Raw genomic sequence first — 23976 nt, 5'->3', positions numbered from 1 at the left:
CTCTGGTGGGAGGCCGCCCTTCTAGTTTCGGAGCGGGGCTGGATTACAAGAGGCCCGCGTGTGCCATCGCGGCGTCGATCGCGGCTTTGGTGCTGTCCATCAGCGGGGTGAGCGGCAGGCGCACCTCTTCGCTGCACAGGCCCAGCTTGGAAAGCCCGTATTTGGCGCCCGCCAGCCCCGGCTCGATGAAGATCGCCTCGTGCAGCGGCATCAGGCGGTCCTGGTATTCCAGCGCCTTCTTGTAGTCGCCCGCGAGCGTGGCGGCCTGGAACTCGGCACAGAGCCGCGGCGCCACGTTGGCGGTGACCGAGATGCAGCCGACGCCGCCATGGGCGTTGAAGCCGAGCGCCGTCGCATCCTCGCCCGAGAGCTGCACGAAATCCGGACCGCAGGCGGCGCGCTGCTGGCTCACCCGCTCCAGCTTGCCGGTCGCGTCCTTCACCCCGATGATACGCGGCAGCTTGGCCAGCTCGCCCATAGTGGCGGGGGTCATGTCGACCACAGAACGCGGCGGGATGTTGTAGATGATGATCGGGATCCCGGCGCAGTCATGCGCGGCGGTGAAATGGGCCACCATGCCGCGCTGCGTCGGCTTGTTGTAATAGGGGGTCACCACCAGCGCCGCGTCGGCGCCGACCTTCTCGGCGAATTCGACGAAGCGAATCGTCTCCACTGTGTTGTTGGAGCCCGCGCCGGCGATCACCGGCACCCGGCCTGCCGCGGCCTTGACCACTTCCTCGACCACGATCTCGTGCTCTTCATGGGTCAGCGTCGGGCTTTCGCCGGTGGTGCCGACCGGCACCAGGGCGCTGGAGCCTTCGGCAATCTGCCATTCCACCAGGTGTTTGAGCGTATCCAGATCCAGCGCGCCGTTTTGAAACGGGGTGACGAGGGCCGGCATAGAGCCTTTGAACATGGGCACGCTCCTAAGCTGCGGGTGTGAGCGGCAATCCGCCGCCGTCAAGGGGGGCAGAGCCGGCAATTTCGAGTTGATACCGGCCCGCCATTCAGTAACGATCATGCCTCTATCCCCGGACTGCTGGAAAATGCAAGAGATGACACGCATCCTGCCCTTCATTCTGCCGATTCTGCTGGCGGCGGCCCCCCTGCCCGCGCAGGCGGGCGGCCTTGGCACTGCGCTCGACCTGATGCGGGCCGAGAAATGGGACCAGGCCGCCCAGAACGCCGGCCCCGAAGACAGCGCCGCGCGCGATGTGATCGAATGGCACCGGCTGCGGGCGGGCATGGGCTCACCCGCCGATGTGATGTCCTTCCTGGAACGGCGCGCCGACTGGCCCGGGCTCGGCTACCTGCGCCGCCAGAACGAGCCGGTGATGGCGGAGACCGGCCGCGTCACAGTGCAGGCCTTCTACCGCGGCGCCCGGCCGCAGACCGCCGAGGGCGCACTGAGCCTTGGCCGCGCCCTGATCGAGGCGGGCCAGCGCGGCGAGGGCGAGGCGGAGATCGTGCTGGCCTGGCGCACCATGGCGATGGGCAGCACCGTGCAGGCCGGCTATCTGCGCGACTTTGCGGCCTTGCTGAAGCCGCATCACGCAGCCCGGCTGGACCGGCTGCTTTGGGACGGGCACCTGGTCAGCGCCCGCCGCATGCTGGGGCTGGTCGCCGACGGCGAGCGCCGACTGGCCGAGGCGCGCATCGCGCTGCAGGACCAGGAGCTGGGTGTGGACGGGCGCATCGCGGAGGTGCCCGATGCGCTGAAGGACGCGCCGGGGCTCGCCTATGACCGTTTTGCCTGGCGCGACCGCAAGCGCCGCCAGGACGACGCCATCGCCCTGATACTGGACCGCAGCACTTCGGCCGGGACCCTGGGCGAGCCCGGCAAATGGCTGCGCCGCCGCCGCGACTTTGCCCGCCAGCTGATGCGCGATGGCGACAACGAGGCTGCCTACCAGCTCGCCGCCTATCATTTCGCCGCCCCCGAGGACGGCTACGGCTATGCCGATTGCGAGTGGCTGGCCGGCTATATCGCGCTCCAGAAGCTGCGCGACCCGGAGCTGGCGGCGGTGCATTTCAACCGCTTTCTCGACGCGGTGGAGACCCCGATCTCGGTCGGGCGCGGCGGCTACTGGCTGGGCCGCGCCTATGCCGCGCAGGGCAAGGTGGAAAAGGCGCATGAGGCCTATGCCAAGGCCGCCGATTACCAGACCTCCTTCTACGGGCTGCTTGCGGCCGAGAAGCTGGGCCGCCCCTTCGACCCGGCGCTGGCCAGCCCGCCCGAGCTGCCGGACTGGCGCGAGGCGTCCTTCATGCAATCCTCGGTTCTGAAGGCGGGGCTGCTGCTGCTGAAAGCGGGCGATCTCGACCAGGCCGAACGCTTCCTCACCCATCTCGTCGAATCGCTGCCGCCGCTGCAGGCGCGCCAGCTCGGCCAGATGGCGGCCGACCTGGGCGAGCCGCATCTGGCGGTGATGATCGCCAAGCGCGCCGCCGGCTCCGGCATCGAACTGGAGAACGCCTATTACCCGCTGCACGCGGTGGCCGCCCAGAAGCTGCCGATGGCCGAAGAGATGACGCTGGCCATTGCCCGCCGTGAAAGCGAATTCGACCACAAGGTAGTGAGCCATGCCGGCGCCCGGGGGCTGATGCAGGTGATGCCCGCCACCGCCGAGCTGGTGGCGCGCCAACTCGGCATCCTGGCGGGCCACCGCACCTCCCGGCTGACCGCGGACTGGGACTACAACGCCAAGCTCGGCGCCAATTACCTGGCGCAGCTCGCGGGCGAGTTCGGCGGCAACGTGGTGATGATGGCGGCGGGCTACAACGCCGGGCCGCACCGCCCCAAGGCCTGGATGGAGCGCTACGGCGACCCGCGTGACGGCGCCCCGGACATCGTCGATTGGATCGAGCACATTCCCTTCAACGAGACCCGCAACTACGTGATGCGCGTCACCGAAAGCCTGCCCGCCTACCGGGCCCGGCTCGGCAAACCGCCAATGCCGCAGCCCTTCTCGCGCGAGCTTGCGGGCTCAACCCTTCATGCGTTCGCGCCATAGGGTGAACAGCCCCGCGGCAATGATGATCCCCGCACCGATGGCGACATTGGTGCGGAGCACTTCGCCAAAGACCGACATCCCCAGGATCGCCGCCCAGATCAGGTGGAAATAGGCGAAAGGCTGCACTGCGCTGGCCTCAGCCATCTCGTAGCACTTGATGAGCAGCCAATGGCCGCCCGCGCCGGTGATGCACAGGAGACCCATCCACAGCCAGTCACGGCCGGCCATCGGCTCCCAGAACCAGATACCGATTGCCGACATGAAGACCATGCCGGAGACGCCGGTCCAGAAGAAGCTGGTGGCGGTGCTGTCCTGGCGCGCCACATAGCGCGTCAGCAGCCCGTAGAGCGCAAACATCAGCGCCGCGATGAAGGGGATCACCGCCGCCGGATCGAACACCCCCATGCCCGGCTGCAGGATCACCAGCACACCGGCCAGCCCGACACCGATTGCGGCCCAGCGCCGCCAGCCGACGCTTTCGCCCAGCACCGGCCCGCTGAGCGCCGCGACCAGCAGCGGGTAGCAGATGAACACCGCCTGGCTCTCGATCAGCCCCAGCAGGGTGAAGCCGTAGACTGCAACGCAGACTTCCGCCGCCAGCAGCACGCCGCGGAAGACCTGCAAGCCCGGCTGGCGCGTGCGCGCCGCCGACCGGATGCCGCCCTTGGTGCGCGCCGCCAGCAGCACCACGAAAGCGGCAAAGAACCAGTAGCGCACCATCACCACCATATAGGTGTTGTAAGTCCCCGCCAGATGCCGCGAGATACCGTCCTGCAGGGCAAAGACCACGGTTGCCGCGATCATCAGCAGGATGCCCGCGGGCACGTTGTTGGTCTGCACCTTGGGCTGGGCCAGGATCTGGCCCTGGGGGGACATGGTCATGGCAGTTCTGCCCTCGTCATATGCCGCTTGCGCCCGAAGCCGGGCGCGCGGGTCACTTCAAATCCCGCCGCCGCCAGCCCGCGGCGCACGAAACCCGCCGCCGCATAGGTGGCCGCGGTGCCGCCGGGCCGGGTGTGGCGGGCCACCTGCGCAAGCAGGCCCTGCTCCCAAAGCTCGGGGTTCTTGGCCGGCGAAAACCCGTCCAGAAACCAGGCATCGGCCCGCCCTGTCCACTCCGGCAGCGACACCCGGGCGTCGCCTGTGATCACCTCCAGTTGCAGGCTGCCCAGATCGCAGGTGCCGCTGCCCTGCCACCTGTCCAGAAACCGCTCAGCGTAAGGTCCGACCGCCGGAAACGCCTCCAGCGCGCGCGCCATGTCTGCGGGCGCCATTGGGAATGCCTCGAAACTGGTGAAGCGCAAAGGCCCCTCCTGCCCTGATGCCTCCCACGCCCGCCAAGCCGCCAGCATGTTGAGCCCAGTGCCAAACCCCAGCTCGGCAATGTGAAAACCGGACTGAAACCGCTGAGGCAGCCCGTTGCCCGCCAGGAACACATGCCCGGTCTCCGCCAGCCCGTCGTGGATCGAGAAATAGGGATCGTCGAACCGCTCCGACACCGGCACCGTGCCATCGCGCCAGCTGAGGCGGGCCTGCTGGTCTGCCATGTTATAATCCCCTAAGTGATGTGGTGAACGGGGGCGAGACTGGCGAAAGGACCGCGAAATGGCAATGGCGGAAGTGACGATACGCGGCGCGGGCATCTTCGGCCTGTCGCTGGCCTGGGTCTGCGCCCGGCGCGGCGCGAAGGTGCAGGTGGTGGACCCCTATGGCGCCGGTGCCGGGGCCAGCGGCGGGCTGGTCGGCGCGCTTGCCCCGCATGTGCCGGAGAACTGGAACCCCAAGAAGCAGTTCCAGCTCGAAAGCCTGCTGATGGCCGAAAGCTTCTGGGCCGAGGTTGAGGCCACAGGCGGCGTCTCCCCCGGCTACGGCCGCACCGGCCGCCTCCAGCCGATCAACGACGCCCGCACGCTGGAACTGGCGCATCAGCGCGAGGGAACTGCCCGCGCGTTCTGGAAAGACGCCGCCGAATGGCAGGTCTGCCGGTCCGGCAGCCTCGGGCCTTGGGTGCCGCCCAGCGCCACCGGCTTCGTGATCCGCGACACGCTCAGCGCCCGCATGCACCCCCGCCGTGCCTGCGCCGCGCTGGTGGCGGCGCTTGCGGTGATGGGGATCGAAGTCCTGCCCGAGGCGCCGGATCAAGGCCTCGTGGTGCACGCCAAGGGCCACGCCGGGCTCCTGGAGCTGAACCGGGCCTTCGGCAAGACCGTGGGCGGCGGCGTCAAGGGCCAGGCCGCGCTCCTGCGTTTCCACGAAGGCAACGTCCCGCAGCTCTACGCCGAGGGCTTGCACATCATCCCGCACGCCGACGGCACGCTGGCGATCGGCTCCACCAGCGAGCGCGACTTTGATAACGGGCAGGAGACCGACGCCCAGCTCGACGACGTGATCGAGCGCGCCCGCGCCGCGGTGCCCATCCTGCACGGTGCCGAGGTGATGGAACGCTGGGCCGGTGTGCGCCCGCGCGCCAAATCCCGCGCCCCGATGCTCGGCCCCTGGCCCGGCCGCGCGGGCCATTTCATCGCCAACGGCGGCTTCAAGATCGGCTTCGGCATGGCGCCGAAAGTGGCGCATGTGATGGCCGGCCTGCTGCTCGACGGCGAAGACCACATCCCCGAAGGCTTCCGCGTCGAAGACAACCTCTGAGGCCCGCGCCCCCTTCCAGCCCTTTGCCGGGTCAAGGGCGGCGCAGCCGCCGCGCGGCACGCGCGGTCCACCCTTGACGCGGCAAAGGGCGCCCCACAATCGGCCAGGCGCCTTGAGGGGCATCCCTGCCCCTCAAGCGCTTCTCAGCAAATCCTTCCGCCGCGCAGCGGCGGCACTTCCCTTTTTGCGCCGCGCAGCGGCGCCCGGCCCAAGCCCCTAATCTGCCCCGCAGGGGCCGCTTGGGGCGCGGGAGGGCGCCCGTTCACCCGTTCGCCACCGCCTCCGCCCGCATGCACTCCCGCCCGTCCGGCCCGCGCACCCAGAAATCCCGGCCCTGACGGCACAGCTCCGCGCGCTCGGTATGCATCAAGGGCGAGGTGGCGCGGAAGGAAAACTCTGCCAACGGTCCCAGCGCCTCTTCCGCCATCAGCATCAGCTGTTGCGCCAGCAGCGGCCCATGCACAACCAGCCCGCCGTAGCCTTCCACCCCCTGCGCGTAGTCGAGGTCATAGTGGATGCGGTGGCCGTTGAAGGTCAGCGCCGAATAGCGGAACAGCAGCGCGGAGGAGTAAGCGGCCGCCCGCGCCTCCGCCTCGTCCGTCCGCGCCGCCGGCGGCACCGGGGCAGGCGCGCCTGGCTCGGGATCCTCGCGGTAGACCAGATCGTGCCATTCGGTCAGGCACAAGGCGCCTGCCTGCCGGATCTCGTGCCGCAATGTGACAAAGCCCAGAGGCCCGCTGCGGCCCGTCTTCCGCCCGGCCTTTTCCAGCACCGAGCGTTTCTCTGCATTGTGCCCCGCGCGCAAGGGCTGCGCAAACCGCAGCCGCCCGCCAGCCCACATCCGCCGCGGCAGGCCGAGGTCCGGGATCAGCCCGCCGCCGCCGACCCGCGGATGGCCGTCCCGGCCCAGCGCGGCGGGCGGCAGCGGCGTCCAGAAATAGAGCTGATGGAAGAACGGCGGCAACACACTGCCCTTGGCGATATCCGGCTGAAGCCCCAGCGCCGTCTGGAAGGCGGCGGCGCGGGCCGGGTCCATCACGTCGCTCAGGCAGGTTTCCCGCTGGGAAGCGGCGGGGGCGGTCTCATCCGGGCTGGTCATGCCGCCACCCTAGCGGCCCCCGCGCGTCAGGCAACCTCATCTCTCATGGGCGGCGCGCAGCTTGCCCATCAGCGTGGACAGTGTCTTCTCGTAGCGCTCGCTCACCAGCCGCCCGTCTTCGCCGAACTGTTTCGAGCAATCGGCCAGATGCATCTCCGGCCCGGTCAGCAGCCGCGGCTGGAAGGCCACCAGAAAGCCGCGCAGCACCATCTGCGCGCGCTCGCCGCCTGCCCGGCCCGCTGCCGCCGACATCACCGCCACCGGCTTGTCGAACCAGGGGTTGCCCTCGGTGCGGCTCACCCAGTCGAGCGCGTTCTTCAGCACCCCCGACGGCCCCTTGTTGTATTCCGGAGTCGAGATCGCAATCACATCCGCCGCCGCGATCTGCTCCCTCAGCCGCGCCACCGGCTCCGGGATGCCGTCCGCGGTCTCCGCATCGCCATCGTAAAGCGGCAGGTTCAGATCGCCCGCCAGCACATCGGCCGGACCGAACAGCCGCGCCGCCTCGCGCAGGAGCTTGCGGTTGCACGATTCGCGGCGCAGCGAGCCGGAGAGGGTCAGCAGAACGAGTTCGGCCATGGCAAACATCCTTTCGCGGAGCCGCCCTGTGCGGCGCGGCAGTTGCCGCCATCATGCCCGAGCCGGCCGCCCGCCGGAACCGGGTATCGGCGCGCAGACTCTGTGCGGCCGCCCCTTTCAGCAAAGGAGAAGCCGCGCATCGCCGGCGCGCGCGGCGGCGATCCGAACGGGCCTGACTGGCAGTTTATCCCAGCCGCACCCGCAGATCCTCCTGAGGGCACGCCAATCCTCAGCCAGATCGCCGCTGCGCAGGCGCGCGTCTGCGAGGCGCGGCGGGCTTTTTCTTGTCCCGCGCCGGGAGACTGCAACACCCTTGGCCAGTGTCCGTTGTTGTACAGGGTCTGTCACAAACAGAAAAAGCCCGCCCCGGAACCGGGACGGGCCTGTACATCTCTCAAGACCGGCAGGATCAGCGTTGCTGCGGGATCACCACCACTTCGACCCGGCGGTTCCGCGCCTTGCCGGAGGGGTTGAGGTTCGACGCCACCGGCTGTTCCTCGCCGCGGCCGATGATGCGCAGGCGGTTGTAAGGCACACCGCCAGCCTGGATCTGATCGGCAACCGCCTGGGCGCGGCGCTCGGACAGGCGCTGGTTGTAGGCGGCATCGCCGTCGCTGTCGGTATGTCCGATCACCTGCACGATGCTGTTGGGGTAGCGCACCAGCGAGTTCGCGACCCGGCGCAGATCGCCCTGCACGGCAGAGGAGACCGCGTAGCTGTCGGTGGCAAAAGTCAGATCGTTCGGGAAGGACAGGATCAGCCGGTCGCCGGTATTGACGATGGTGATCTGGTCATTGGCTAGGGTCTGGCGCAGCTCACGCTCCTGCGCGTCCAGCTGGTTGCCGATCACGCCGCCGGCAGCCGCACCGACCAGCGCACCGGTTGCAGCGCCAAGGCCAGGATCCGAGTCATTGGCGATCGCGCCGACGCCCGCGCCGATGATGCCGCCGAGGATGGCGCCCGATTGGGTCTTGCTGCCCGGTGTGCCAACGGTGGCGGGATCGGTACAGGCGCTCAGGCCCAGGACGGCGGCCATCACACCTGCGGTGGTGAGTTTCGTTTTCATCATAGAACTGCCTTCTCGCATTTCGGGCGCTTGCTGCGCTTCAAATTTTTGCCGCTAAGTATATCGGGTGGCAACGACCGCATAACAAGGGAAAGCTGCGCCAGTACGGCGGATTGCCGCGCAAGGGTCAGCCTGCGCCGCCGCTCAGGGGTCGAAAACATAATCCCAGTTTTCCTGCTCCATCCACAGCTTGCGCAAGGCGCCCGCCTCGCCGGCAAAGCCCGCCTCCAGAAGCTCCGCCGCCAGCATCCGGTCGGTGCGGAAATGCCGGAACCCGCCGCGCAGCTCGCACCAGGCGGCCAGCAGCGTCGCCTCGATGTGGTAGATCAGCGCCAGGGGCCGCACCCGGCGGCGGGTCTCTCCGCCCGCCGCATCCAGATAGGTCAGTTCCAGCTTGCGGCTCTCGCGCACCGCCTGCCGCAACAGCGCCTTGGGCACGCAGCCCTTTTCGGGATCGTCCTGCGGTGCGCCCCAGGGCGCCACCTGCAGCCAGTCCGCGGTGGCATGCACATCCTTGATCTTGCGGCTGACCCGCGCCGCTGCACGCTGCAGGGCGCCGTCGCCGGTGCGGATCAGCATCGCGAGGCCCACATGCAGCGCCTCCAGCTCCTCCTCGTCGAAGTTCAAGGGCGGCAAGTCGTAGCCGCCCCGCAGCACATAGCCGATGCCTGCCTCGCCCTCCACGGGCGTGCGCATCGCCTGCAGGGCCGCGATGTCGCGATAGACTGTGCGCTTGGAGACCTCCAGCTGCGCCGCCAGATCCTCGGCCCGGACCGGCGCAGAGGCGGCGCGCAGGATCTGGATGATTTCAAACAGGCGGCCAGTGCGCGGCATGGCGGGGCTCCGGTTGCAGGGGCCCCAGCAACGGGACCAGTGACAGGCTGCTGACACCCTAGCACAACATGCTGACAGCATCATGTCAGCAGCGATCTGCTTTCCTGTTCATAGCACGGAAAGGAGACACCCCATGCTGTCGAATGACTGGATCGTGATGATGACCCTCGGGCTGGAGCGCTGGGACACCCGGCCGCCCCGGCAGACCGCCTGGCAAATCGAGCGGGAGCTGGCGCGGCAGCGCTTCGAGGCGCAGGAACGCGCTGCTGCGGCGCCGGTCCGGCCGCCGCGGAAGCCTTTGGCGGCGCGGCTCTTCAGCGCGCTGCGGAAGGCGTGGCCGCGGACCCTCCGGCTGCATCGTCCTGCGCCGCCTCAAAAGCCAGCATCGCGCGTTTGACCGGCAGCCCCCAGTGATAGCCGCCCAGCGCGCCGGACTTGCGCAGGGCACGGTGGCAGGGGATCAGCCAGCTCACCGGGTTGCGCCCCACCGCGGTGCCCACCGCCCGCACCGCCTTGGGCGCGCCGATGGCCTGGGCGATCTCCGAATAGGTGGTGACATGGCCCGAAGGGATGCGCAGCAGCGCCTCCCAAACCTTGATCTGCATCGGCGCGCCGATCAGATGCAGCGCGGTCTCGCCGCGCTGGGTGAAAGCCGCCTCCACCAGCGGGCGCAGCGCGGCCGGCTCCTCCGCGAACGCCGCCTGCGGCCAGCGTGCCCGCATGTCGGCCATTGCCGCCTCCGCCCCGGTTTCGGCGGCAAAGGCCAGCCCGCAGAGCCCCTTTTCCGTGCCCATTGCAAGTGCGGCGCCAAATGGACTGTCGAACCAGCCCCAGAAGATCCGCAAGCCCTCGCCCTTGCGGGCATATTCGCCCGGGCTCATTGCCTCCCAGCGCAGGAACAGATCATGCAGCCGCCCCGACCCGGAGAGGCCCACCGCATGGGCGGCCTCCAGCGTGGTGAAGCGGTCGCGCAGCAGGGTCTTGGCATGGCCCAGCCGCAGGTATTGCTGATAGCGTTTCGGCGACACCCCGACCCAGGCCGAGAACAGCCGCTGGAAATGCGCCGGGCTCATATCCATGCGGGCGGCGAGCTGCTCCAACGGCAGGTCTTCTCCGCCCTCGTCGATCAGTTCGATGGCGCGGCGCATAACCCCGTAGTGGTAGCTGGTTTCAAGGTCGCGGATCTCTGCGCTGCCGGTGCTCATCGTGGTCTTCCCTGTCTGTCTGCCCTCCAGCCTACTGCGCCGCTCCGCTGCAATCGACCCGGAACTTGCGGGTAACAGGCCCGGCGGCGCCGGCGCGCGGCACCCGCCCCGGCAACCGCTTTTATACCGCTTTGCCGCTTTGGCGTTGCGGCGGGCGCGGCAAAACGGCATTAACGCACGCGATGGCCAAGCAACTCGACTACCACACCCTGCGTGAGATCTTCTCGCGGTTCCAGGCCGCCGAGCCGGAACCGGAAGGCGAGCTGGAGCACGTCAACGCCTATACCCTTGTGGTGGCGGTGGCGCTCTCGGCGCAGGCAACCGATGCGGGCGTCAACAAGGCAACCCGCGAATTGTTCAGGATCGCCGACACCCCGCAAAAGATGCTGGATCTGGGCGAAGAGGGACTCACCGAACACATCCGCACCATCGGCCTTTACCGCAACAAGGCAAAGAACGTTATCAAGCTGTCGCGCATCCTGGTGGAGCAATACGGCGGCGAGGTGCCCAATTCCCGCGCCGCGCTGCAATCGCTGCCCGGCGTCGGCCGCAAGACCGCCAATGTGGTGCTGAACATGTGGTGGCGCTACCCGGCCCAGGCGGTCGATACCCACATCTTCCGGGTCGGCAACCGCTCCGGCATCTGCCCGGGCAAGGACGTCGATGCCGTCGAACGCGCCATCGAAGACAACATCCCCGTGGATTTCCAGCAGCACGCCCATCACTGGCTGATCCTGCATGGCCGCTACCACTGCAAGGCGCGCAAGCCGATGTGCGGCACCTGCCTGATCCGCGACCTGTGCCAATACGAGGACAAGAACCTATGACCACCTATCAGCTGGTCGGCATCGGCAACGCCGTCGTCGACGTCATCAGCCAATGCGACGACAGCTTTCTCGACCACATGGGGATCGAAAAGGGCATTATGCAGCTGATCGAGCGCGAGCGCGGCGAAGTGCTTTACGCCTCGATGCAGGAGCGGGTGCAAACGCCCGGCGGATCCGTTGCCAACACGATCGCGGGCGCCGGTGCGCTGGGGCTGAAATCCGCCTTCATCGGCCGCGTGCATGACGATGCGCTGGGGCGGTTTTATGCCGGGGCGATGAACGGCGACGGGGTCGACTTCGTGAACCCGCCGGTGCCGGGCGGCGAGCTGCCGACCTCGCGCTCGATGATCTTCGTCTCGCCCGATGGCGAGCGCTCGATGAACACCTATCTGGGCATTTCCTCCGAGCTGAGTTCCGAGGACGTGCCGGATGCCGTGGCGGGCAAGGCCGAGCTGATGTTCCTGGAGGGCTACCTCTTCGACAAGGACAAGGGCAAGAGCGCCTTCCTGGAGGCCGCGCGCGACTGCCGCGCAGGCGGCGGCAAGGCAGGCATCGCGATCTCCGACCCCTTCTGCGTCGAGCGCCACCGCGGCGATTTCCTCGGCCTGATCGAAAACACGCTGGACTACGTGATCGGCAACGAGGCCGAAATCTTGTCGCTGTTCGAGACCGACGATCTGGAGGAAGCGCTGGCCAGGACCGCCGCGATCTGCCCGCTGGTGGTCTGCACCCGCTCCGGCGATGGCGTCATCGTGCTGTCGGACGGCCAGCGCATCGAGGTGGGCGTCGAGAAGATCACGCCCGTCGATGCCACGGGTGCGGGCGATCAGTTCGCCGCGGGCTTCCTGTTTGGCCTGGCGACGGGGCGCGACCTGGAAACCAGCGCCCGCATCGGCTGCGTTTGCGCAGGCGAGGTGATCCGCCACATCGGCCCGCGGCCGCAGACCGACCTGAAGGGCCTGCTGAAAGACCAGGGTCTGCTCTGAGCTTGTCCTGAAGCGATGGCGGCGGGCGCTCTCCCGCCCGTCGCCGCTGCGCCCGGCGGGGCGCGACAGCTCCCGTTGGGCCGGGCGCAGCGCGGCTCTGCCGCCCTGCGCGGGCGCGCCCGGGGCAATGGCCCGCCTCAAAGCCGCCCGCGGGTCACTCGCTGCGGCCCGCTGCCTCCGCCGAGACCTGCGCCTTTGACAGCAGCGCCTTCAGCGTCTCCACTTCCACCGGTGCCAGCCCCCCGAGCAGCCGGGTCTGGGTTTTGACATGGGCCGTGACGGCGCGGTCGATCAGCGCCAGCCCCTCCGGCGTCAGCGCGATCAGGAAGCTGCGGCTGTCCCCGGGGTTCACCTCCCGCCGCACCAGCCCGTCCGCCGCCAGCCGGTCGATCCGGTTGGTCATCGTCCCCGAGGCCACCATCGCCGCCTGCATCAGCGCCCCCGGCGACAGCGCATGCGGCGCCCCCGCCCGGCGCAGGGTCGCCAGCACGTCGAACTTCGCCGCATTGAGCCCGAAGGCCGCGAAGGTCTTCTGCATCTCCTGCTGATAGGCCAGGTACAGCCGCGCCACCCGCCCGATCACTCCCATCGCCGTGACATCGAGGTCCGGCCGCTCGCGTTCCCATTGCTGGGTCACAAAATCCACATGGTCCATGCGGTATGGTCTATCAGGTTTTATCTTGACGTCAAGATAGCGGCGCATTATCTCGACATCGAGACAGTTGGAGAAACGCCATGCAGACCCGAGACCTCTTGCTCACCGCCCTGGCCCCCGCGATCTGGGGCAGCAGCTATATCGTGACCACTACCTTCCTGCCCGGCCATTCGCCGCTGACCGTGGCGCTTTTGCGGGCGCTGCCTGCGGGGCTGCTGCTGATGCTGCTGGTGCGCCAGCTGCCGCCGCTCACCTGGCTGCCGCGGCTGATGGTGCTGGGGGCGCTGAATTTCTCGCTGTTCTGGGGCTTGCTGTTCCTGTCCGCCTACCGGCTGCCGGGCGGGGTGGCGGCGACGCTGGGCGCGGTGCAGCCGCTGATCGTGGTATTCCTCTCGGCGCTGGTGCTGAACAATGCGATACGGCCCGCCGCCGTCGCCGCAGCGCTGCTCAGCATTGCGGGCGTGGCGCTCCTGGTGCTGACGCCCGCGGCGCGGCTTGATCCCGCGGGCGTGCTGGCGGGCTTGGGCGGTGCCCTGTCGATGGCGGCGGGCGTGGTGCTCACCCGCAAGTGGCAGCCTCCGGTGCCGCCCCTCACCTTCACCGCCTGGCAGCTGACCGCAGGCGGGCTGCTGCTGCTGCCCGCCACCCTGTGGCTGGTGCCGGAGATGCCCGTCTTCACCGCCGCCAATATCGCAGGGCTCGCCTACATGAGCCTGATCGGCGGCGCGCTCACCTACATCCTGTGGTTCCGCGGCCTTGCCCGGATCGAGCCTTCTGCAGTGTCGCTGCTGGGCGTCCTCAGCCCGCTCAGCGCAGTGATCCTCGGCGGGCTGTTCCTGGGCGAGGTGCTTACGCCGCAGCAGATGCTGGGCGCAGCGCTGGCGTTGTTCAGCCTCTGGCTGGGCCAAGCCAAGCTGCGCCTGCCGCCCCGGACCCAGCCGCAGGCCGCCGAGTAGGCCGTGCTAGCGTGGCATCTTCGGCACGCATTCCCCGCCGCCGTGGCAGCTCAGCACCTGGCGGCGGGCCTTCGGCGTGTCGGCAAAGGACCAGCCGCCGCAGGCATTGGCGCGCACCACCAGCTCATCGCCGCGCTGCTCGGCAAAGAAGATGTGGTCCTCCCCCGCCACGATGCCGCCGCACCAGGGGCCGAGGCATTCGACCTCCAGCGTGACCGGCACATCGACCGGTTCCGAGAACGCCCCGCCCGCGAGCATCTTCCCGGAAAGCTGCGCCGGGACGCGGGTGAGTTCGGGCGTACTGCCGGGGTTATCGGAATGCGACCGCGGCAGCTGCTCCTCGTCGAACGCGAGCGCGCCTGCGATCACATTGTAGACGTGCTCGGACTCCGCGGCCTCCAGATAGGCGTCCTGCACGCCCCAGGGCACGCAGCTGAGTGCGAGCGCGGGGCTGGCAGACAGCGTCAGCACTGCCGCCGCCAGTAATGCCCGGCCTGCCGGCCGGGCGGAACTTTCCGAGAGCAAGAACTTTCCAAATGTCATCTCACAAATACTCCCTGAACTCTTCCACCACACGAACGTAAACCTCCCGTTTGAAGGGCACGATCTTCTGCACCAGACTGTCAATCGGTTGCCAGCACCAGGCCGAGAACTCGGCGTCATGCGCCTCCAGGTTGACGTCATCGTCCTGGCCGAGGAACCGCATCAGATACCATTTCTGCTCCTGCCCGCGGTATTTGCCGCCCCAGAAATACGGCACCACTTCGGCGGGCAAGTCATAAGGCAGCCAGCCACGCGATTCGGCAATGATCTCGACCAGATCGGAACCCACGCCGGTCTCCTCCTCCAGCTCGCGCAGCGCCGCCGCGCGCGGATCCTCGCCCTCGTCGATCCCGCCCTGCGGCATCTGCCAGGCATCCTTGTAACGGCCCTTGCGCTTGCCGACGAAGACGCCGCCTTGCGCATTGAGCAGCATCACGCCCACGTTGGGGCGGTAGGGCAGCTTGGCAATGTCTTCCGGCGTCATCTGGCACTCCTTTTGCGGGTCTTTCTTCCTTAGACCTCTTGCCGCAGGGGCACGCAAGAGGGTGACGCGGCGTTTGCCCGTGACAAGCGCCCCGAGCAGCGCAATCCTTGCGCAAAGATCAGGGAGAGCCACATGACTGCGTACCCAAACCTGCTGCGCCCGCTGGACCTGGGCTTCACCGAGCTGAAGAACCGCGTGCTGATGGGCTCGATGCACACCGGGCTGGAGGAAACCGGCGACTGGAACCGGGTGGCCGAGTTCTATGCCGCCCGCGCCCGCGGCGGTGTTGCGCTGATGGTGACCGGCGGCATCGGCCCCAACCTCGAAGGCTCGGTCCTGCCGGGTGCTGCGATGATGACCAGCGCCAAGGATGTGGCCAACCACTCCACCGTGACGCAGCGCGTGCATGAGGCCGGCGGCAAGATCGCGATGCAGATCCTGCATGCCGGCCGCTATGCCTACGGGCCGAAATGCGTGGCCCCCAGCCCGGTGAAATCGCCGATCTCCCCCTTCCCGCCGCAGGAGCTGGACGAGGAGGGCATCGAAAAGCAGATCGCGGACATCGTGAACGCCGCCCGCCTGGCGCAGGAAGCCGGCTATGACGGGGTCGAGATCATGGGGTCGGAGGGCTATTTCCTCAACCAGTTCCTGGTCACCCATACCAACAAGCGCACCGACCGCTGGGGCGGCTCGTATGAGAACCGGATGCGCCTGCCCATCGAAGTGGTGCGCCGCACCCGCGAGGCGACGGGCCGCGAGTTCATCATCATCTACCGCCTGTCGATGATCGACCTGGTGCCGAACGGCTCCACCCACGAGGAAGTCGTTGAGCTGGCGCAGGAGATCGAGAAGGCCGGCGCCACCATTCTCAACACCGGCATCGGCTGGCACGAGGCGCGTATTCCCACCATCGCCACCTCGGTGCCGCGCGCGGCCTTTGCCTGGGTAACGAAAAAGCTGATGGGCAAAGTCGGCATTCCAGTCATCACCTCGAACCGCATCAACACGCCGGAAGTGGCCGAGGAGGTGCTCTCGGACGGCTGCGCCGACATGATCTCGATGGCGCGGCCGATGCTGGCGGATGCCGATTTCGTCGCCAAGGCGGAAAGCGGCAACGCCGCCCGCATCGCGCCCTGCATCGCCTGCAACCAGGCCTGCCTCGACCATACCTTCAGCGGCAAGCTGACCTCCTGCCTGGTGAACCCCCGCGCCTGCCACGAGACCGAGCTGGTGATCGAGCCAACCCCCGTGGCCAAGCGCGTCGCCGTGGTCGGCGCAGGCCCCGGCGGTCTTGCGACCGCGCTCACCGCCGCGCAGCGCGGCCACGATGTGACGCTGTTCGACAAGGCCGGTGAGATCGGCGGCCAGCTCAACATGGCAAAGCAAGTGCCCGGCAAGGAGGAGTTCTGGGGCCTCGTCGCCTGGTACCGCACCATGGTGGCCGATGCCGGTATCACGCTGGAATTGGGCCGCGAGGTGGCAGCGGATGACCTTACCGGCTTCGACGAAGTGGTGATCGCCACCGGCGTCAGCCCGCGCGACCCCGGCATTCCCGGCCAGGACGGCCCCAACGTGCTGAGCTACATCGACGTGCTGCGCCACAAGAAGCCGGTGGGCAAGCGCGTCGCCGTGATCGGCGCCGGGGGCATCGGCTTTGACGTCTCGGAATTCCTGCTGGAGGAAGGCCATAGCCCCACCACCGACCTGCCGGCCTGGATGAAGGAATGGGGTGTGGCCGACCCGGCCGAGCACCGCGCGGGCCTCGCTCCCGAAGGCCCGCAGCCGGAACCGCCACAGCGCGAAGTCACCCTGCTGCAGCGCAAGGCCGAACGCCACGGCAAGCGGCTGGGCAAGACCACCGGCTGGATTCACCGCGCCACGCTCAAGATGAAAGACGTGAACTTCGTCGGCGGCGTGAACTACGAGAAAATCGACGATCAGGGCCTGCACGTGAGCTTCGGCGAAGCCCGCGAGAATCCCACCCTGATCGCGGCCGACACCATCGTGCTCTGCGCAGGCCAGGTGCCCGAACGCTCGCTGGCCGATGCGCTGGCCGAGCGCGGCATCACCGCCCATGTGGTCGGCGGCGCCGATGTGGCCGCCGAGCTCGACGCCAAGCGCGCGATCAACCAGGGCACGAGGCTCGCCGCCACGTTCTGATACCGGCCTGATACCGGCCTGCTACCGGCGGCGGCCGCGCCGCCGGATGCCGCAGCCGCGGCAGGCGGACGGCCGCTGTTACTCCACCGTGATGGTGATCACTTCCGAGGTCACCGGCGGGTCATGCGGCACATGGCCCGCATCCCCCAGCACCAGCTGCAATGAGTGCTCCCCCGGCGCGAGCTCCAGCGCCACCTCGGTCTGGCCGCCGCCGAAATGCATATGATGGCCATCCGCGGGCAGGCCCTGGCGCAGCTCTTCCGCCCCCGCCTCGCCCGCGCCCAGCGGCGGCCGGTCGATCAGCAGGTGGTGGTGGCCGGTGTTCTCCATCTCCATCCCCGCCGGCGCCACGCCCATGCCGGACAGGCCGAACACCACGGTGACCGGGGAACTTACGGTATCGCCGTCCCGGGGCGCGATGAAATAGATCCGCGCGTCCGGGTCCGAAGGCGTGGCCTCCTGCGCCCCAAGCGACGCGGCCGCGCTAAGGGCGGTGCTGAGGAGGGTGGCGGCAGCAAGAGCAAGTCTCATCGGCGGTCCTTTCAGGCTGAGGGGCTTCACGATGCGGCCCGCCTGGCGTCCTGGCTTACCTCCCGGCTGGCGCACACCCCGGTAACCTAGCCCGCATTGCTGCAAGCGCCCGCTTTTCGCAGCGGCTTTTGCGCGAGATTCATGCCGCAGCCTGCCCCGCGCCGCAGCCGCCCAGCCGTTTCCGCGCTGCAAACGATCCCCGCGAAACCTCGCAATTATCCCACCCGCGCCCCGATCTTGCCCGATTCCGCCACCAGTCTGGGTCCAACCACCGGCGAAGGGCCGGCAGATGGAGATGCAGAACATGGATCGACTGACCGAGATGGAGGCCTTTGCCAATGTGGTGGATCAGGGCGGGTTCACCGATGCGGCCCGCAAGATGGGCATCTCCAAATCGGCCGTCTCGAAACATGTCTCCAGCTTGGAAGCCCGGCTTGGCGCGCGGCTGCTGAACCGCACCACCCGCCGGGTGTCGCCAACCGAGATCGGCCTTGCCTACTACGACCGCGCCCGCCGGGTGCTGAACGATGCGGGCGAAGCGGATGCGCTGGTCACTTCGATGCAATCGGCGCCCTCGGGCCTGCTGCGGATCTCGGTTGCGACCGACTTTGGCGTCAACCACCTGTCGCCGGTTCTGTCGGACTTCCTGCGCGACTTCCCGGACATCACTGTCAACATGGTGCTGAACAACCGCTACGTCGAGCTAATCTCCGAAGGTTTCGACATGGCTGTGCGGATCGGCGAGCTGGAGGACAGCTCCTTGCGCGCCCGCAAACTGACCGAAACCACCAAGCGGATGATCGCGGCGCCGGGGTATCTGGAGAAATTCGGGCGCCCGCAGAAGATCGACGAGCTGAACAACCACAAGCTGCTGCACTATTCCAGCCAGTCCAGCGGCAACGTCTGGAAGATCACCGCCCCCTCGGGCGAGAAGCGCCAGGTCCGCACCTCGGGCTGGCTGTCGGTCAACGACGGCCAGTCGCTGCTGAACGCGGCGATCTCCGGCCTCGGCATCGCCTATCTGCCCAGCTACCTTTATGCCGGTGCGATGGCCGAAGGGCTGGTCGAGGACGTGATGCCGAACCTGCCGGTGGAGACGCAAGGCATTTACGCGGTCTACCCGCCCGGCAAGTTCACCCAGCCCAAGGTCCGCGCCTTCATCGACTTCCTTGCCGCCGCCTTTGCCGGCCGCAGCCCGTCGGACTGGAAGACCTGACCCTCGGCCGGGCCGCGCCCGGCTCCGTTTTTCCTCGCAAGGCTTGCCAAAAGCCCTCCTTCCCCCGCCCCAAGCGCGGGGGTCTTTTTTTGCGGGCCTGCATGGCGCTGGAAAATCCCAGCGCGGCTCGCCGGACCCGGGCTATGGCAGATTGCCCCTCCTGCCGGACCAGGCGGGAACCCTCCCGCCCGGCCCCGGCGCAGGGAACCTGCACCAGTGCCCGTTGGGCCAGGCCCGGCGCGCAGCGCCGGGCCTGGCCCAAGGCCGCCAAGCGGGTCTGGCGCAGCCAGGGCTGCTGCGGGCGCGGGAGGGCTCCGCTGGCCGCCGCCCGCGACGCAGGCCGACCCGCCTTCGCCGATTCTGGAAAGGCGCCTACCCGGCGATCAGCACCGCCTCGACCCGGCGGTTCAATCGGCGGCCTTCGGGCGTGAGGTTGGAGGCCACCGGCGCCATGTAGCCCGCGCCTGCAATCTCGATGCGGGCCGCGTCGGCGCCGTGGGCCTCAACGAGCCTGCTCCGCACCGCCGCCGCCCGCTCGCGCGAGAGTTCGCGGTTCGCCTCCAGCGCGCCCACCGTGTCGGTGTGGCCCACCAGCAGGATACGGGTGCCGGGATTTTCCTCCAGCACCCGGGCCAGTGCCGCGAGGCTTTCATAGGCGCCTTCACTGAGCTGCATTGTGCCGCTGGCAAAGCGCAAGTCACGCAGCACCGCGCGGCCCTCGTCCATGAGCCGTGCCTCCAGCCCGGCACCGCCATCGGGTGCGGCGGCCGGAGCAACATCCCGAGGCGCCTGCACCGCCGGCAGCGCGGTATCTGCACCGGCCGGGGCGGCCTCGATCACCTGCAGATAGACCGACCCGCCCGAGCGCGAGGCGAGAAGCGAGACCGCCGCCTCGCCCTTCGCTGCAGACAGGGCATGATAGTCGAAAATGTCCACCATCATGTCCGGTGCGGGCACCACTTCGGTGGCAAAGCGGAAACCGAAGCCGCCGCATTCCGGCGCGGCGCAGTCCAGCAGCAGCTCATATCCCGCGGCCTCCAGCTGCGCCCGCAGGGGCGCGAGCACCTGCAGCACGGTTGCGCTGCTTTCCAGCCGCCAGGTGCGGCGCAGGATACGGCCCTCGAAACGGCGCTCCGGCACCGCGCCTTCGGCTTCCGGACCCACCGGCAAGCGGTAGACGCCGAGCGGGGTTTCCCGTTCTGCCAGAGGCACCGCGTTTGCGGGCAGCGCCAGTTCCGCCGCCGCGGCAGGCGCGGCGAGCGCGGCCGCCATCAGCAAGGCGGCGCCCCGGAGTTTCAGCGGCACTGGGCGTGGTATTCGGGGTTCGGCGCCATCGCGGTTGCGCTGGCCACCCGGTTGGTCATGTTGAAGAACCCCGCCACATTGGCGATGTCCCAGATGTCGCGCTCGCTGAAGCCGGCCTCGCGCAAGCTCTGCCGGTCGGCGTCCACCACCTCGGCGCTGGCGCGGGTGAGCTTCGCGGCAAAGTCCAGCATCGCGCGCTGCCGCGCGTCCAGGGGCGCCACGCGGTAGTTCATCACCAGCATCTCGGCCAGCTCGGGGTTGCCCGACAGCTGCCGCACCGCTGCGCCATGCGCCACCAGGCAGTAGTAGCAGCGGTTGATCGAGGAGACCACGACCGCGATCATCTCCCGTTCCAGCTTGCTCAGCCCGCTGTCGGCCAGCATCAGCCCGTTGTACATCGCGGTGAAAGCGTCGAGCTTCTCGGGATCGAAGGCATAGGCCTTCAGCACGTTGGGCACCAGCCCCAGTTTCTCCTCGCAGACGGCGAAGTATTTCTGCGTCGCCTCGGGCAGCGGGTCCGCCATCGGCAGGTTCAGCGCGGTGGGCAGGGTGTCGTCGGTCATTCGGGCTGCGTGCCTCCCTTGAGAATGCGGTAGTGGTACTGGCCCGCTTCCCGCAGGCCCAGCGCGGTATAAAGCCGGTTGGCAGCACTATTGGCGCGGGTGCTGAGCAAGGCGAGCTCGTTTGCCCCCTGCTGCTCGGCCCAGAACGCCGCCTGCCGGATCAGCCATTTGCCCATGCCGGAGCGGCGGTGCTGCGGCACCACTTCCAGCGCGTGCACCATGGCGATGCCGTCGTGAATGGCCACAAATCCCGCCCCGGCCGGTTTATCATTGAGGCGGCCCAGAAGCGCGGTCTTCGGCTGCGGCGCGCGCTGCATCACGGCGAAACGCGCAGGGCCAATGCCGCCCGCGGCCCAGATCTCGTGCTGGATCGCCAGAGGCTCCCAGACGCAGAAGGCAGTGACGCGGGGCACCGGCACATCGGTGAGCTGTGCCACCGGGCAGGTCCAGAGCGCCACCGGATCCTTCACCTCGTAGCCGCGCGCTGCCAGCTGCGCATCGAGCGCCGCCTCGCCCTCACGGATCATGAACAGGCAGTCCTGCCCCATGGCGCGCATCGCGTCCTCGGCCGCGGCGATCTCCGCCTCGCTGGCGCTGCCGCCCTCCACCGTCGCCGCCGACACCCGGCTGCCGCCGCCCTGCCCCTCGCGCAGGGTGACAGGTCCGAGCCGCCGGGTGGACGCCGCGGGCCAGGTCGCCTCGGCAACGGCATAGTAGCGGGTGGCGCCAGTCACTGGCCGAGGTCCCGGGCAAGCTCGGTCATCGCCGCATCGACCCGTGCGCCATCGGTGCCGCGGATCACCACATTGGCCCCGAATACGCCGTTCTTCTGGAACGGGTAACAGCCTACGGACAGATCGCTGTAGGTCTCCGCCAGCGCCCGCAAGGGGGCGGCAATCTCGCCCTCGCCGCGCATCACCCGCAGGCTCTGCGACAGGACCGGCGCGCCGCCGGTAAGCGTCGGCAGCACGCTTGCCACCATCGCCTGGAAGATCAGCGGCACGCCGGCCATCACATGCACGTTCCCGAGCGTGAAGCCCGGCGCGGCGGAGACCGGGTTTTCGATCAGCACAGCACCTTCGGGAATGCGGGCCATCCGCAGGCGGGCCTCGTTCAGCTCCAGGCCTTGCGTGTCGTAATGCGCCTGCAGGATGGCGCGCGCATCGCCGCGCACATCGAGCGCCGCATCGAAAGCCTTGGCGATGCAATCGGCAGTGATATCGTCATGCGTCGGGCCGATGCCGCCGCTGGTGAACACATGGTCATGGCCCGCCGCAAGCGCCTGCACCGCCTCCACGATGGCGGCCTCGTCGTCGCTGACGATGCGCACTTCCCTCAGGGTGATGCCGTGCTTGGTGAGCTCGCCCGCGAGGTAATGCATGTTGGCATCCCGGGTGCGCCCCGACAGGATCTCGTCCCCGATCACCAGCATCGCCGCGGTTGGATTGGCCATGATCTTGCTCCCTTGCACGCGCCTTTAGGCAGGTATAGGCCCAGATCCATGCGCTTTGAAACCCCTCTGATCCCGGCGGTGCTGATCCGCCGCTACAAACGCTTCCTCGCCGATTGCCGTCTTGAGGACGGGCGCGAGGTCACCGCCCATTGCGCCAATCCCGGTTCGATGATGGGGCTGGCGGAGCCGGGCATGCGGATCTGGCTGGAGCCCAATGACGATCCGAAGAAGAAGCTGAAGTACGGCTGGCGGCTGGTCGAGCAGCCGGACGGCCATTTCACCGGCGTCGACACCTCGGTGCCGAACCGTGCCTTGCGCAGCGCGCTGCTCGCGGGGGAGATCCCGGAGCTTGCAGGCTACGAGGCCGTGCGGGCAGAGGTGAAATACGGCGCAAACAGCCGCATCGACTTCCTGCTGAGCCAGCCGGGCCTGCCCGATTGCTATGTCGAGGTGAAAAGCGTGACCCTGTCAAGGCAGCCGGGTCTTGCCGAATTTCCCGACAGCGTCACCGCCCGCGGCACCAAGCACCTGGGCGAGCTTGCGGCGATGGCAAAGGCGGGCCACCGCGCGATGATGCTCTATCTGGTGCAGCGGACCGATTGCACCCGCTTCGCGCTCGCCGCCGATATCGACCCGGCCTATGCCGCGGGGTTTGAGGCCGCCGCAGCCGCTGGGGTGGAGCGGCTGGTGCTCACCACCCGGATCACGCCCGGCGGCGTGGAGATCGCAGGCACCCTGCCGGCGTAGGAGACACTGCCTCCAAAGAGCGGAGCCGGGCCTTGTCGGCGCGCGCCGGCGATGCGCGGCGGCCTCACGGCCTTGTTCCGCGCGGGGCGCCGGCAATACCGGGCGGCGGCTGCAAGCCCTCCGCAAAAGGAAAACGGCGCGGAACTCCGCGCCGTCTGCCCTGTCACTGTTCCGGTTATTCCGCCGCTTCGGCGCGGCCCTCGCCCGCCGGCGCGGAGGGCGCCTGCACCAGGGTGCGGGTCGGGAAGGGAATATCGACCCCCGCCGCATCCAGTGCCTCTTTCACGCGGCGCTTCATGTCGGCCTGGTACTGGAAGTAATCCGCCGCATTGACCCAGACCCGGACCAGGAAATCGACCGAGGAGCTGTTGAGGCCGTTCACCTGGATGAAGGGCGCGGGCTCGCTGTGCGAGCGGCTGTCGCCCATGATGGTGTCGCGGATCACCCGTTCGGCCAGGTCGAGATCGGCGCCATAGCCGACGCCAAAGGTCCACTCGGCGCGGCGGGTCGGATAGGCGGAGTAGTTCACGATGGTGTTGCCCCAGACCTCGGAGTTGGGAATGATCGTCTTCACGTTCGACAGATCCGCCAGCACGGTGTTGTTGAGGGTTATCTCCTTCACCGTGCCCATCACGCCATCCACGTCGATGAAATCGCCCAGCTTGAAAGGGCGGAAGATGACGATCATCACGCCTGCCGCCAGGTTCGACAGCGCGCCCTGCATGGCGAGGCCAATGGCCAGCCCCGCAGCACCGATGGCCGCGACGATGGAGGTCGTCTTGACCCCGAAGGTGTTGAGCACGAACAGCGCCGCAAAAGCCAGGATGGTGTAGCGCGCCAGATTGCCGAGGAAGTGGAACAGCGTGTCGTCCAGATGGACGTGGGCTTCTCCGACGCTGACAATCCGCCGCTTGATCCAGCTGGCCACCGCAAAGCCGATCAACAGGATCACAATGGCCAGAAGCACGTTGCCTAGCACCTGCGCCAGGAATTCCAGCGTCACCAGGTCCGCAAGCGACTTCCCGTTGTAGATTTCTGTCTCGATCAGCTCGTTGACGCTTTCCATTGCGGCGCAGTCCTCATTGTTCCGGTTTTGGCCTCTCTAGA

25 protein-coding genes are annotated in these 23976 nt (G+C 68.2%); 8 read left to right on the top strand and 17 right to left on the bottom strand.

Annotated elements, in window-relative coordinates:
- Positions 1 to 43: 43 nt before the first annotated feature.
- Positions 44 to 916 carry a 4-hydroxy-tetrahydrodipicolinate synthase gene (gene dapA, locus ACOHX0_RS01135; protein WP_420674780.1) on the bottom strand — a complete coding sequence of 291 codons (873 nt, stop codon included), beginning with the start codon at positions 914 to 916 and terminating at the stop codon, positions 44 to 46.
- 139 nt (positions 917 to 1055) lie between these two features.
- Here dapA and ACOHX0_RS01130 point away from each other — a divergent pair, with 139 nt between their 5' ends.
- A complete protein-coding gene (locus tag ACOHX0_RS01130) occupies positions 1056 to 3014 on the top strand; it encodes a transglycosylase SLT domain-containing protein (RefSeq protein ID WP_420674779.1) in 1959 nt (652 codons plus the stop codon).
- On the opposite strand, the gene ACOHX0_RS01125 is transcribed toward ACOHX0_RS01130, so the two are convergent.
- Both ACOHX0_RS01125 and mnmC2 read right to left on the bottom strand, forming a co-directional pair.
- Entirely contained in the window at positions 2988 to 3896 is a 909-nt protein-coding gene (locus tag ACOHX0_RS01125) for a DMT family transporter (protein WP_420674778.1), read from the bottom strand. The genes ACOHX0_RS01130 and ACOHX0_RS01125 overlap by 27 nt on opposite strands.
- Positions 3893 to 4561 (bottom strand): tRNA (5-methylaminomethyl-2-thiouridine)(34)-methyltransferase MnmC2, encoded by a 669-nt coding sequence (gene mnmC2 / locus ACOHX0_RS01120; RefSeq protein ID WP_420674777.1) that lies wholly within the window; start codon positions 4559 to 4561, stop codon positions 3893 to 3895. Before mnmC2 ends, ACOHX0_RS01125 begins: the two co-directional genes overlap by 4 nt.
- A 58-nt stretch (positions 4562 to 4619) precedes the next feature.
- Between mnmC2 and ACOHX0_RS01115 the strand changes: the two genes are divergently transcribed.
- Positions 4620 to 5660, top strand: a complete 1041-nt coding sequence (locus ACOHX0_RS01115) for an NAD(P)/FAD-dependent oxidoreductase (protein ID WP_420674776.1) — start codon at positions 4620 to 4622, stop codon at positions 5658 to 5660.
- A gap of 262 nt (positions 5661 to 5922) precedes the next feature.
- On the opposite strand, the gene ACOHX0_RS01110 is transcribed toward ACOHX0_RS01115, so the two are convergent.
- From ACOHX0_RS01110 to ACOHX0_RS01090, 5 genes are all read right to left on the bottom strand, one after another.
- Positions 5923 to 6759: an HTD2 family dehydratase gene (locus tag ACOHX0_RS01110; protein ID WP_420674775.1), complete on the bottom strand. Its 837-nt coding sequence runs from the start codon at positions 6757 to 6759 to the stop codon at positions 5923 to 5925.
- A gap of 36 nt (positions 6760 to 6795) precedes the next feature.
- Positions 6796 to 7338, bottom strand: a complete 543-nt coding sequence (locus ACOHX0_RS01105) for an NADPH-dependent FMN reductase (protein ID WP_420674774.1) — start codon at positions 7336 to 7338, stop codon at positions 6796 to 6798.
- A gap of 409 nt (positions 7339 to 7747) precedes the next feature.
- The gene (locus tag ACOHX0_RS01100) at positions 7748 to 8407 is read right to left on the bottom strand and encodes a YiaD family glycine zipper/OmpA-like lipoprotein (protein WP_420674773.1); all 660 of its coding nucleotides are present in this window, start codon (positions 8405 to 8407) and stop codon (positions 7748 to 7750) included.
- A 141-nt stretch (positions 8408 to 8548) separates the two neighbouring features.
- Positions 8549 to 9238: a helix-turn-helix transcriptional regulator gene (locus tag ACOHX0_RS01095; protein ID WP_420674772.1), complete on the bottom strand. Its 690-nt coding sequence runs from the start codon at positions 9236 to 9238 to the stop codon at positions 8549 to 8551.
- Positions 9239 to 9552: 314 nt separating this feature from the next.
- The gene (locus ACOHX0_RS01090) at positions 9553 to 10443 is read right to left on the bottom strand and encodes a methylated-DNA--[protein]-cysteine S-methyltransferase (protein ID WP_420674771.1); all 891 of its coding nucleotides are present in this window, start codon (positions 10441 to 10443) and stop codon (positions 9553 to 9555) included.
- 182 nt (positions 10444 to 10625) lie between these two features.
- Between ACOHX0_RS01090 and nth the strand changes: the two genes are divergently transcribed.
- Together nth and ACOHX0_RS01080 are read left to right on the top strand one after the other, a co-directional pair.
- On the top strand, positions 10626 to 11270 hold the full coding sequence (gene nth, locus ACOHX0_RS01085) for an endonuclease III (protein ID WP_420674770.1): 645 nt from the start codon (positions 10626 to 10628) through the stop codon (positions 11268 to 11270).
- Positions 11267 to 12256, top strand: coding sequence for an adenosine kinase (locus ACOHX0_RS01080; RefSeq protein WP_420674769.1), 990 nt, complete (start codon positions 11267 to 11269; stop codon positions 12254 to 12256). The genes nth and ACOHX0_RS01080 overlap by 4 nt, the downstream gene beginning before the upstream one ends.
- Before the next feature lie 154 nt (positions 12257 to 12410).
- Here ACOHX0_RS01080 and ACOHX0_RS01075 read toward each other — a convergent pair whose 3' ends face one another.
- On the bottom strand, positions 12411 to 12911 hold the full coding sequence (locus ACOHX0_RS01075; protein ID WP_420674768.1) for a MarR family winged helix-turn-helix transcriptional regulator: 501 nt from the start codon (positions 12909 to 12911) through the stop codon (positions 12411 to 12413).
- Positions 12912 to 12991: 80 nt separating this feature from the next.
- Here ACOHX0_RS01075 and ACOHX0_RS01070 point away from each other — a divergent pair, with 80 nt between their 5' ends.
- Positions 12992 to 13867 (top strand): EamA family transporter, encoded by an 876-nt coding sequence (locus ACOHX0_RS01070; protein ID WP_420674767.1) that lies wholly within the window; start codon positions 12992 to 12994, stop codon positions 13865 to 13867.
- Positions 13868 to 13873: 6 nt separating this feature from the next.
- Here ACOHX0_RS01070 and ACOHX0_RS01065 read toward each other — a convergent pair whose 3' ends face one another.
- Together ACOHX0_RS01065 and ACOHX0_RS01060 are read right to left on the bottom strand one after the other, a co-directional pair.
- The gene (locus tag ACOHX0_RS01065) at positions 13874 to 14410 is read right to left on the bottom strand and encodes a hypothetical protein (protein ID WP_420674766.1); all 537 of its coding nucleotides are present in this window, start codon (positions 14408 to 14410) and stop codon (positions 13874 to 13876) included.
- 1 nt (position 14411) lies between these two features.
- A complete protein-coding gene (locus ACOHX0_RS01060; protein WP_420674765.1) occupies positions 14412 to 14894 on the bottom strand; it encodes an RNA pyrophosphohydrolase in 483 nt (160 codons plus the stop codon).
- A 132-nt stretch (positions 14895 to 15026) separates the two neighbouring features.
- Here ACOHX0_RS01060 and ACOHX0_RS01055 point away from each other — a divergent pair, with 132 nt between their 5' ends.
- The gene (locus ACOHX0_RS01055) at positions 15027 to 17054 is read left to right on the top strand and encodes an oxidoreductase (RefSeq protein ID WP_420674764.1); all 2028 of its coding nucleotides are present in this window, start codon (positions 15027 to 15029) and stop codon (positions 17052 to 17054) included.
- A gap of 78 nt (positions 17055 to 17132) precedes the next feature.
- Here ACOHX0_RS01055 and ACOHX0_RS01050 read toward each other — a convergent pair whose 3' ends face one another.
- A complete protein-coding gene (locus ACOHX0_RS01050; RefSeq protein WP_420674763.1) occupies positions 17133 to 17585 on the bottom strand; it encodes a DUF4399 domain-containing protein in 453 nt (150 codons plus the stop codon).
- A 304-nt stretch (positions 17586 to 17889) separates the two neighbouring features.
- On the opposite strand from ACOHX0_RS01050, the gene ACOHX0_RS01045 reads away from it, so the two are divergent.
- Positions 17890 to 18801: a LysR family transcriptional regulator gene (locus ACOHX0_RS01045; protein ID WP_420674762.1), complete on the top strand. Its 912-nt coding sequence runs from the start codon at positions 17890 to 17892 to the stop codon at positions 18799 to 18801.
- A 372-nt stretch (positions 18802 to 19173) separates the two neighbouring features.
- On the opposite strand, the gene ACOHX0_RS01040 is transcribed toward ACOHX0_RS01045, so the two are convergent.
- The 4 genes from ACOHX0_RS01040 to ACOHX0_RS01025 are packed head-to-tail and all read right to left on the bottom strand — an operon-like array spanning position 19174 to position 22122.
- Positions 19174 to 20106, bottom strand: a complete 933-nt coding sequence (locus ACOHX0_RS01040) for an OmpA family protein (protein ID WP_420674761.1) — start codon at positions 20104 to 20106, stop codon at positions 19174 to 19176.
- Positions 20097 to 20669 carry a peroxidase-related enzyme gene (locus tag ACOHX0_RS01035; RefSeq protein WP_420674760.1) on the bottom strand — a complete coding sequence of 191 codons (573 nt, stop codon included), beginning with the start codon at positions 20667 to 20669 and terminating at the stop codon, positions 20097 to 20099. Before ACOHX0_RS01035 ends, ACOHX0_RS01040 begins: the two co-directional genes overlap by 10 nt.
- Positions 20666 to 21403: a GNAT family N-acetyltransferase gene (locus ACOHX0_RS01030; RefSeq protein WP_420674759.1), complete on the bottom strand. Its 738-nt coding sequence runs from the start codon at positions 21401 to 21403 to the stop codon at positions 20666 to 20668. The genes ACOHX0_RS01035 and ACOHX0_RS01030 overlap by 4 nt, the downstream gene beginning before the upstream one ends.
- Positions 21400 to 22122 (bottom strand): competence/damage-inducible protein A, encoded by a 723-nt coding sequence (locus tag ACOHX0_RS01025; protein WP_420674758.1) that lies wholly within the window; start codon positions 22120 to 22122, stop codon positions 21400 to 21402. The genes ACOHX0_RS01030 and ACOHX0_RS01025 overlap by 4 nt, the downstream gene beginning before the upstream one ends.
- Before the next feature lie 48 nt (positions 22123 to 22170).
- Between ACOHX0_RS01025 and sfsA the strand changes: the two genes are divergently transcribed.
- Positions 22171 to 22869: a DNA/RNA nuclease SfsA gene (gene sfsA / locus ACOHX0_RS01020; RefSeq protein WP_420674757.1), complete on the top strand. Its 699-nt coding sequence runs from the start codon at positions 22171 to 22173 to the stop codon at positions 22867 to 22869.
- 175 nt (positions 22870 to 23044) lie between these two features.
- Here sfsA and ACOHX0_RS01015 read toward each other — a convergent pair whose 3' ends face one another.
- Positions 23045 to 23935 (bottom strand): mechanosensitive ion channel family protein, encoded by an 891-nt coding sequence (locus ACOHX0_RS01015; protein WP_420674756.1) that lies wholly within the window; start codon positions 23933 to 23935, stop codon positions 23045 to 23047.
- Between the last annotated feature and the right edge of the window lie 41 nt (positions 23936 to 23976).

Source organism: Cribrihabitans pelagius, from assembly GCF_048820915.1.
GTDB lineage: Bacteria > Pseudomonadota > Alphaproteobacteria > Rhodobacterales > Rhodobacteraceae > Cribrihabitans_A > Cribrihabitans_A pelagius.
The sequence above is the reverse complement of the archived record's forward strand: the minus strand, read 5'-3'. Positions and strand labels throughout refer to the sequence as shown.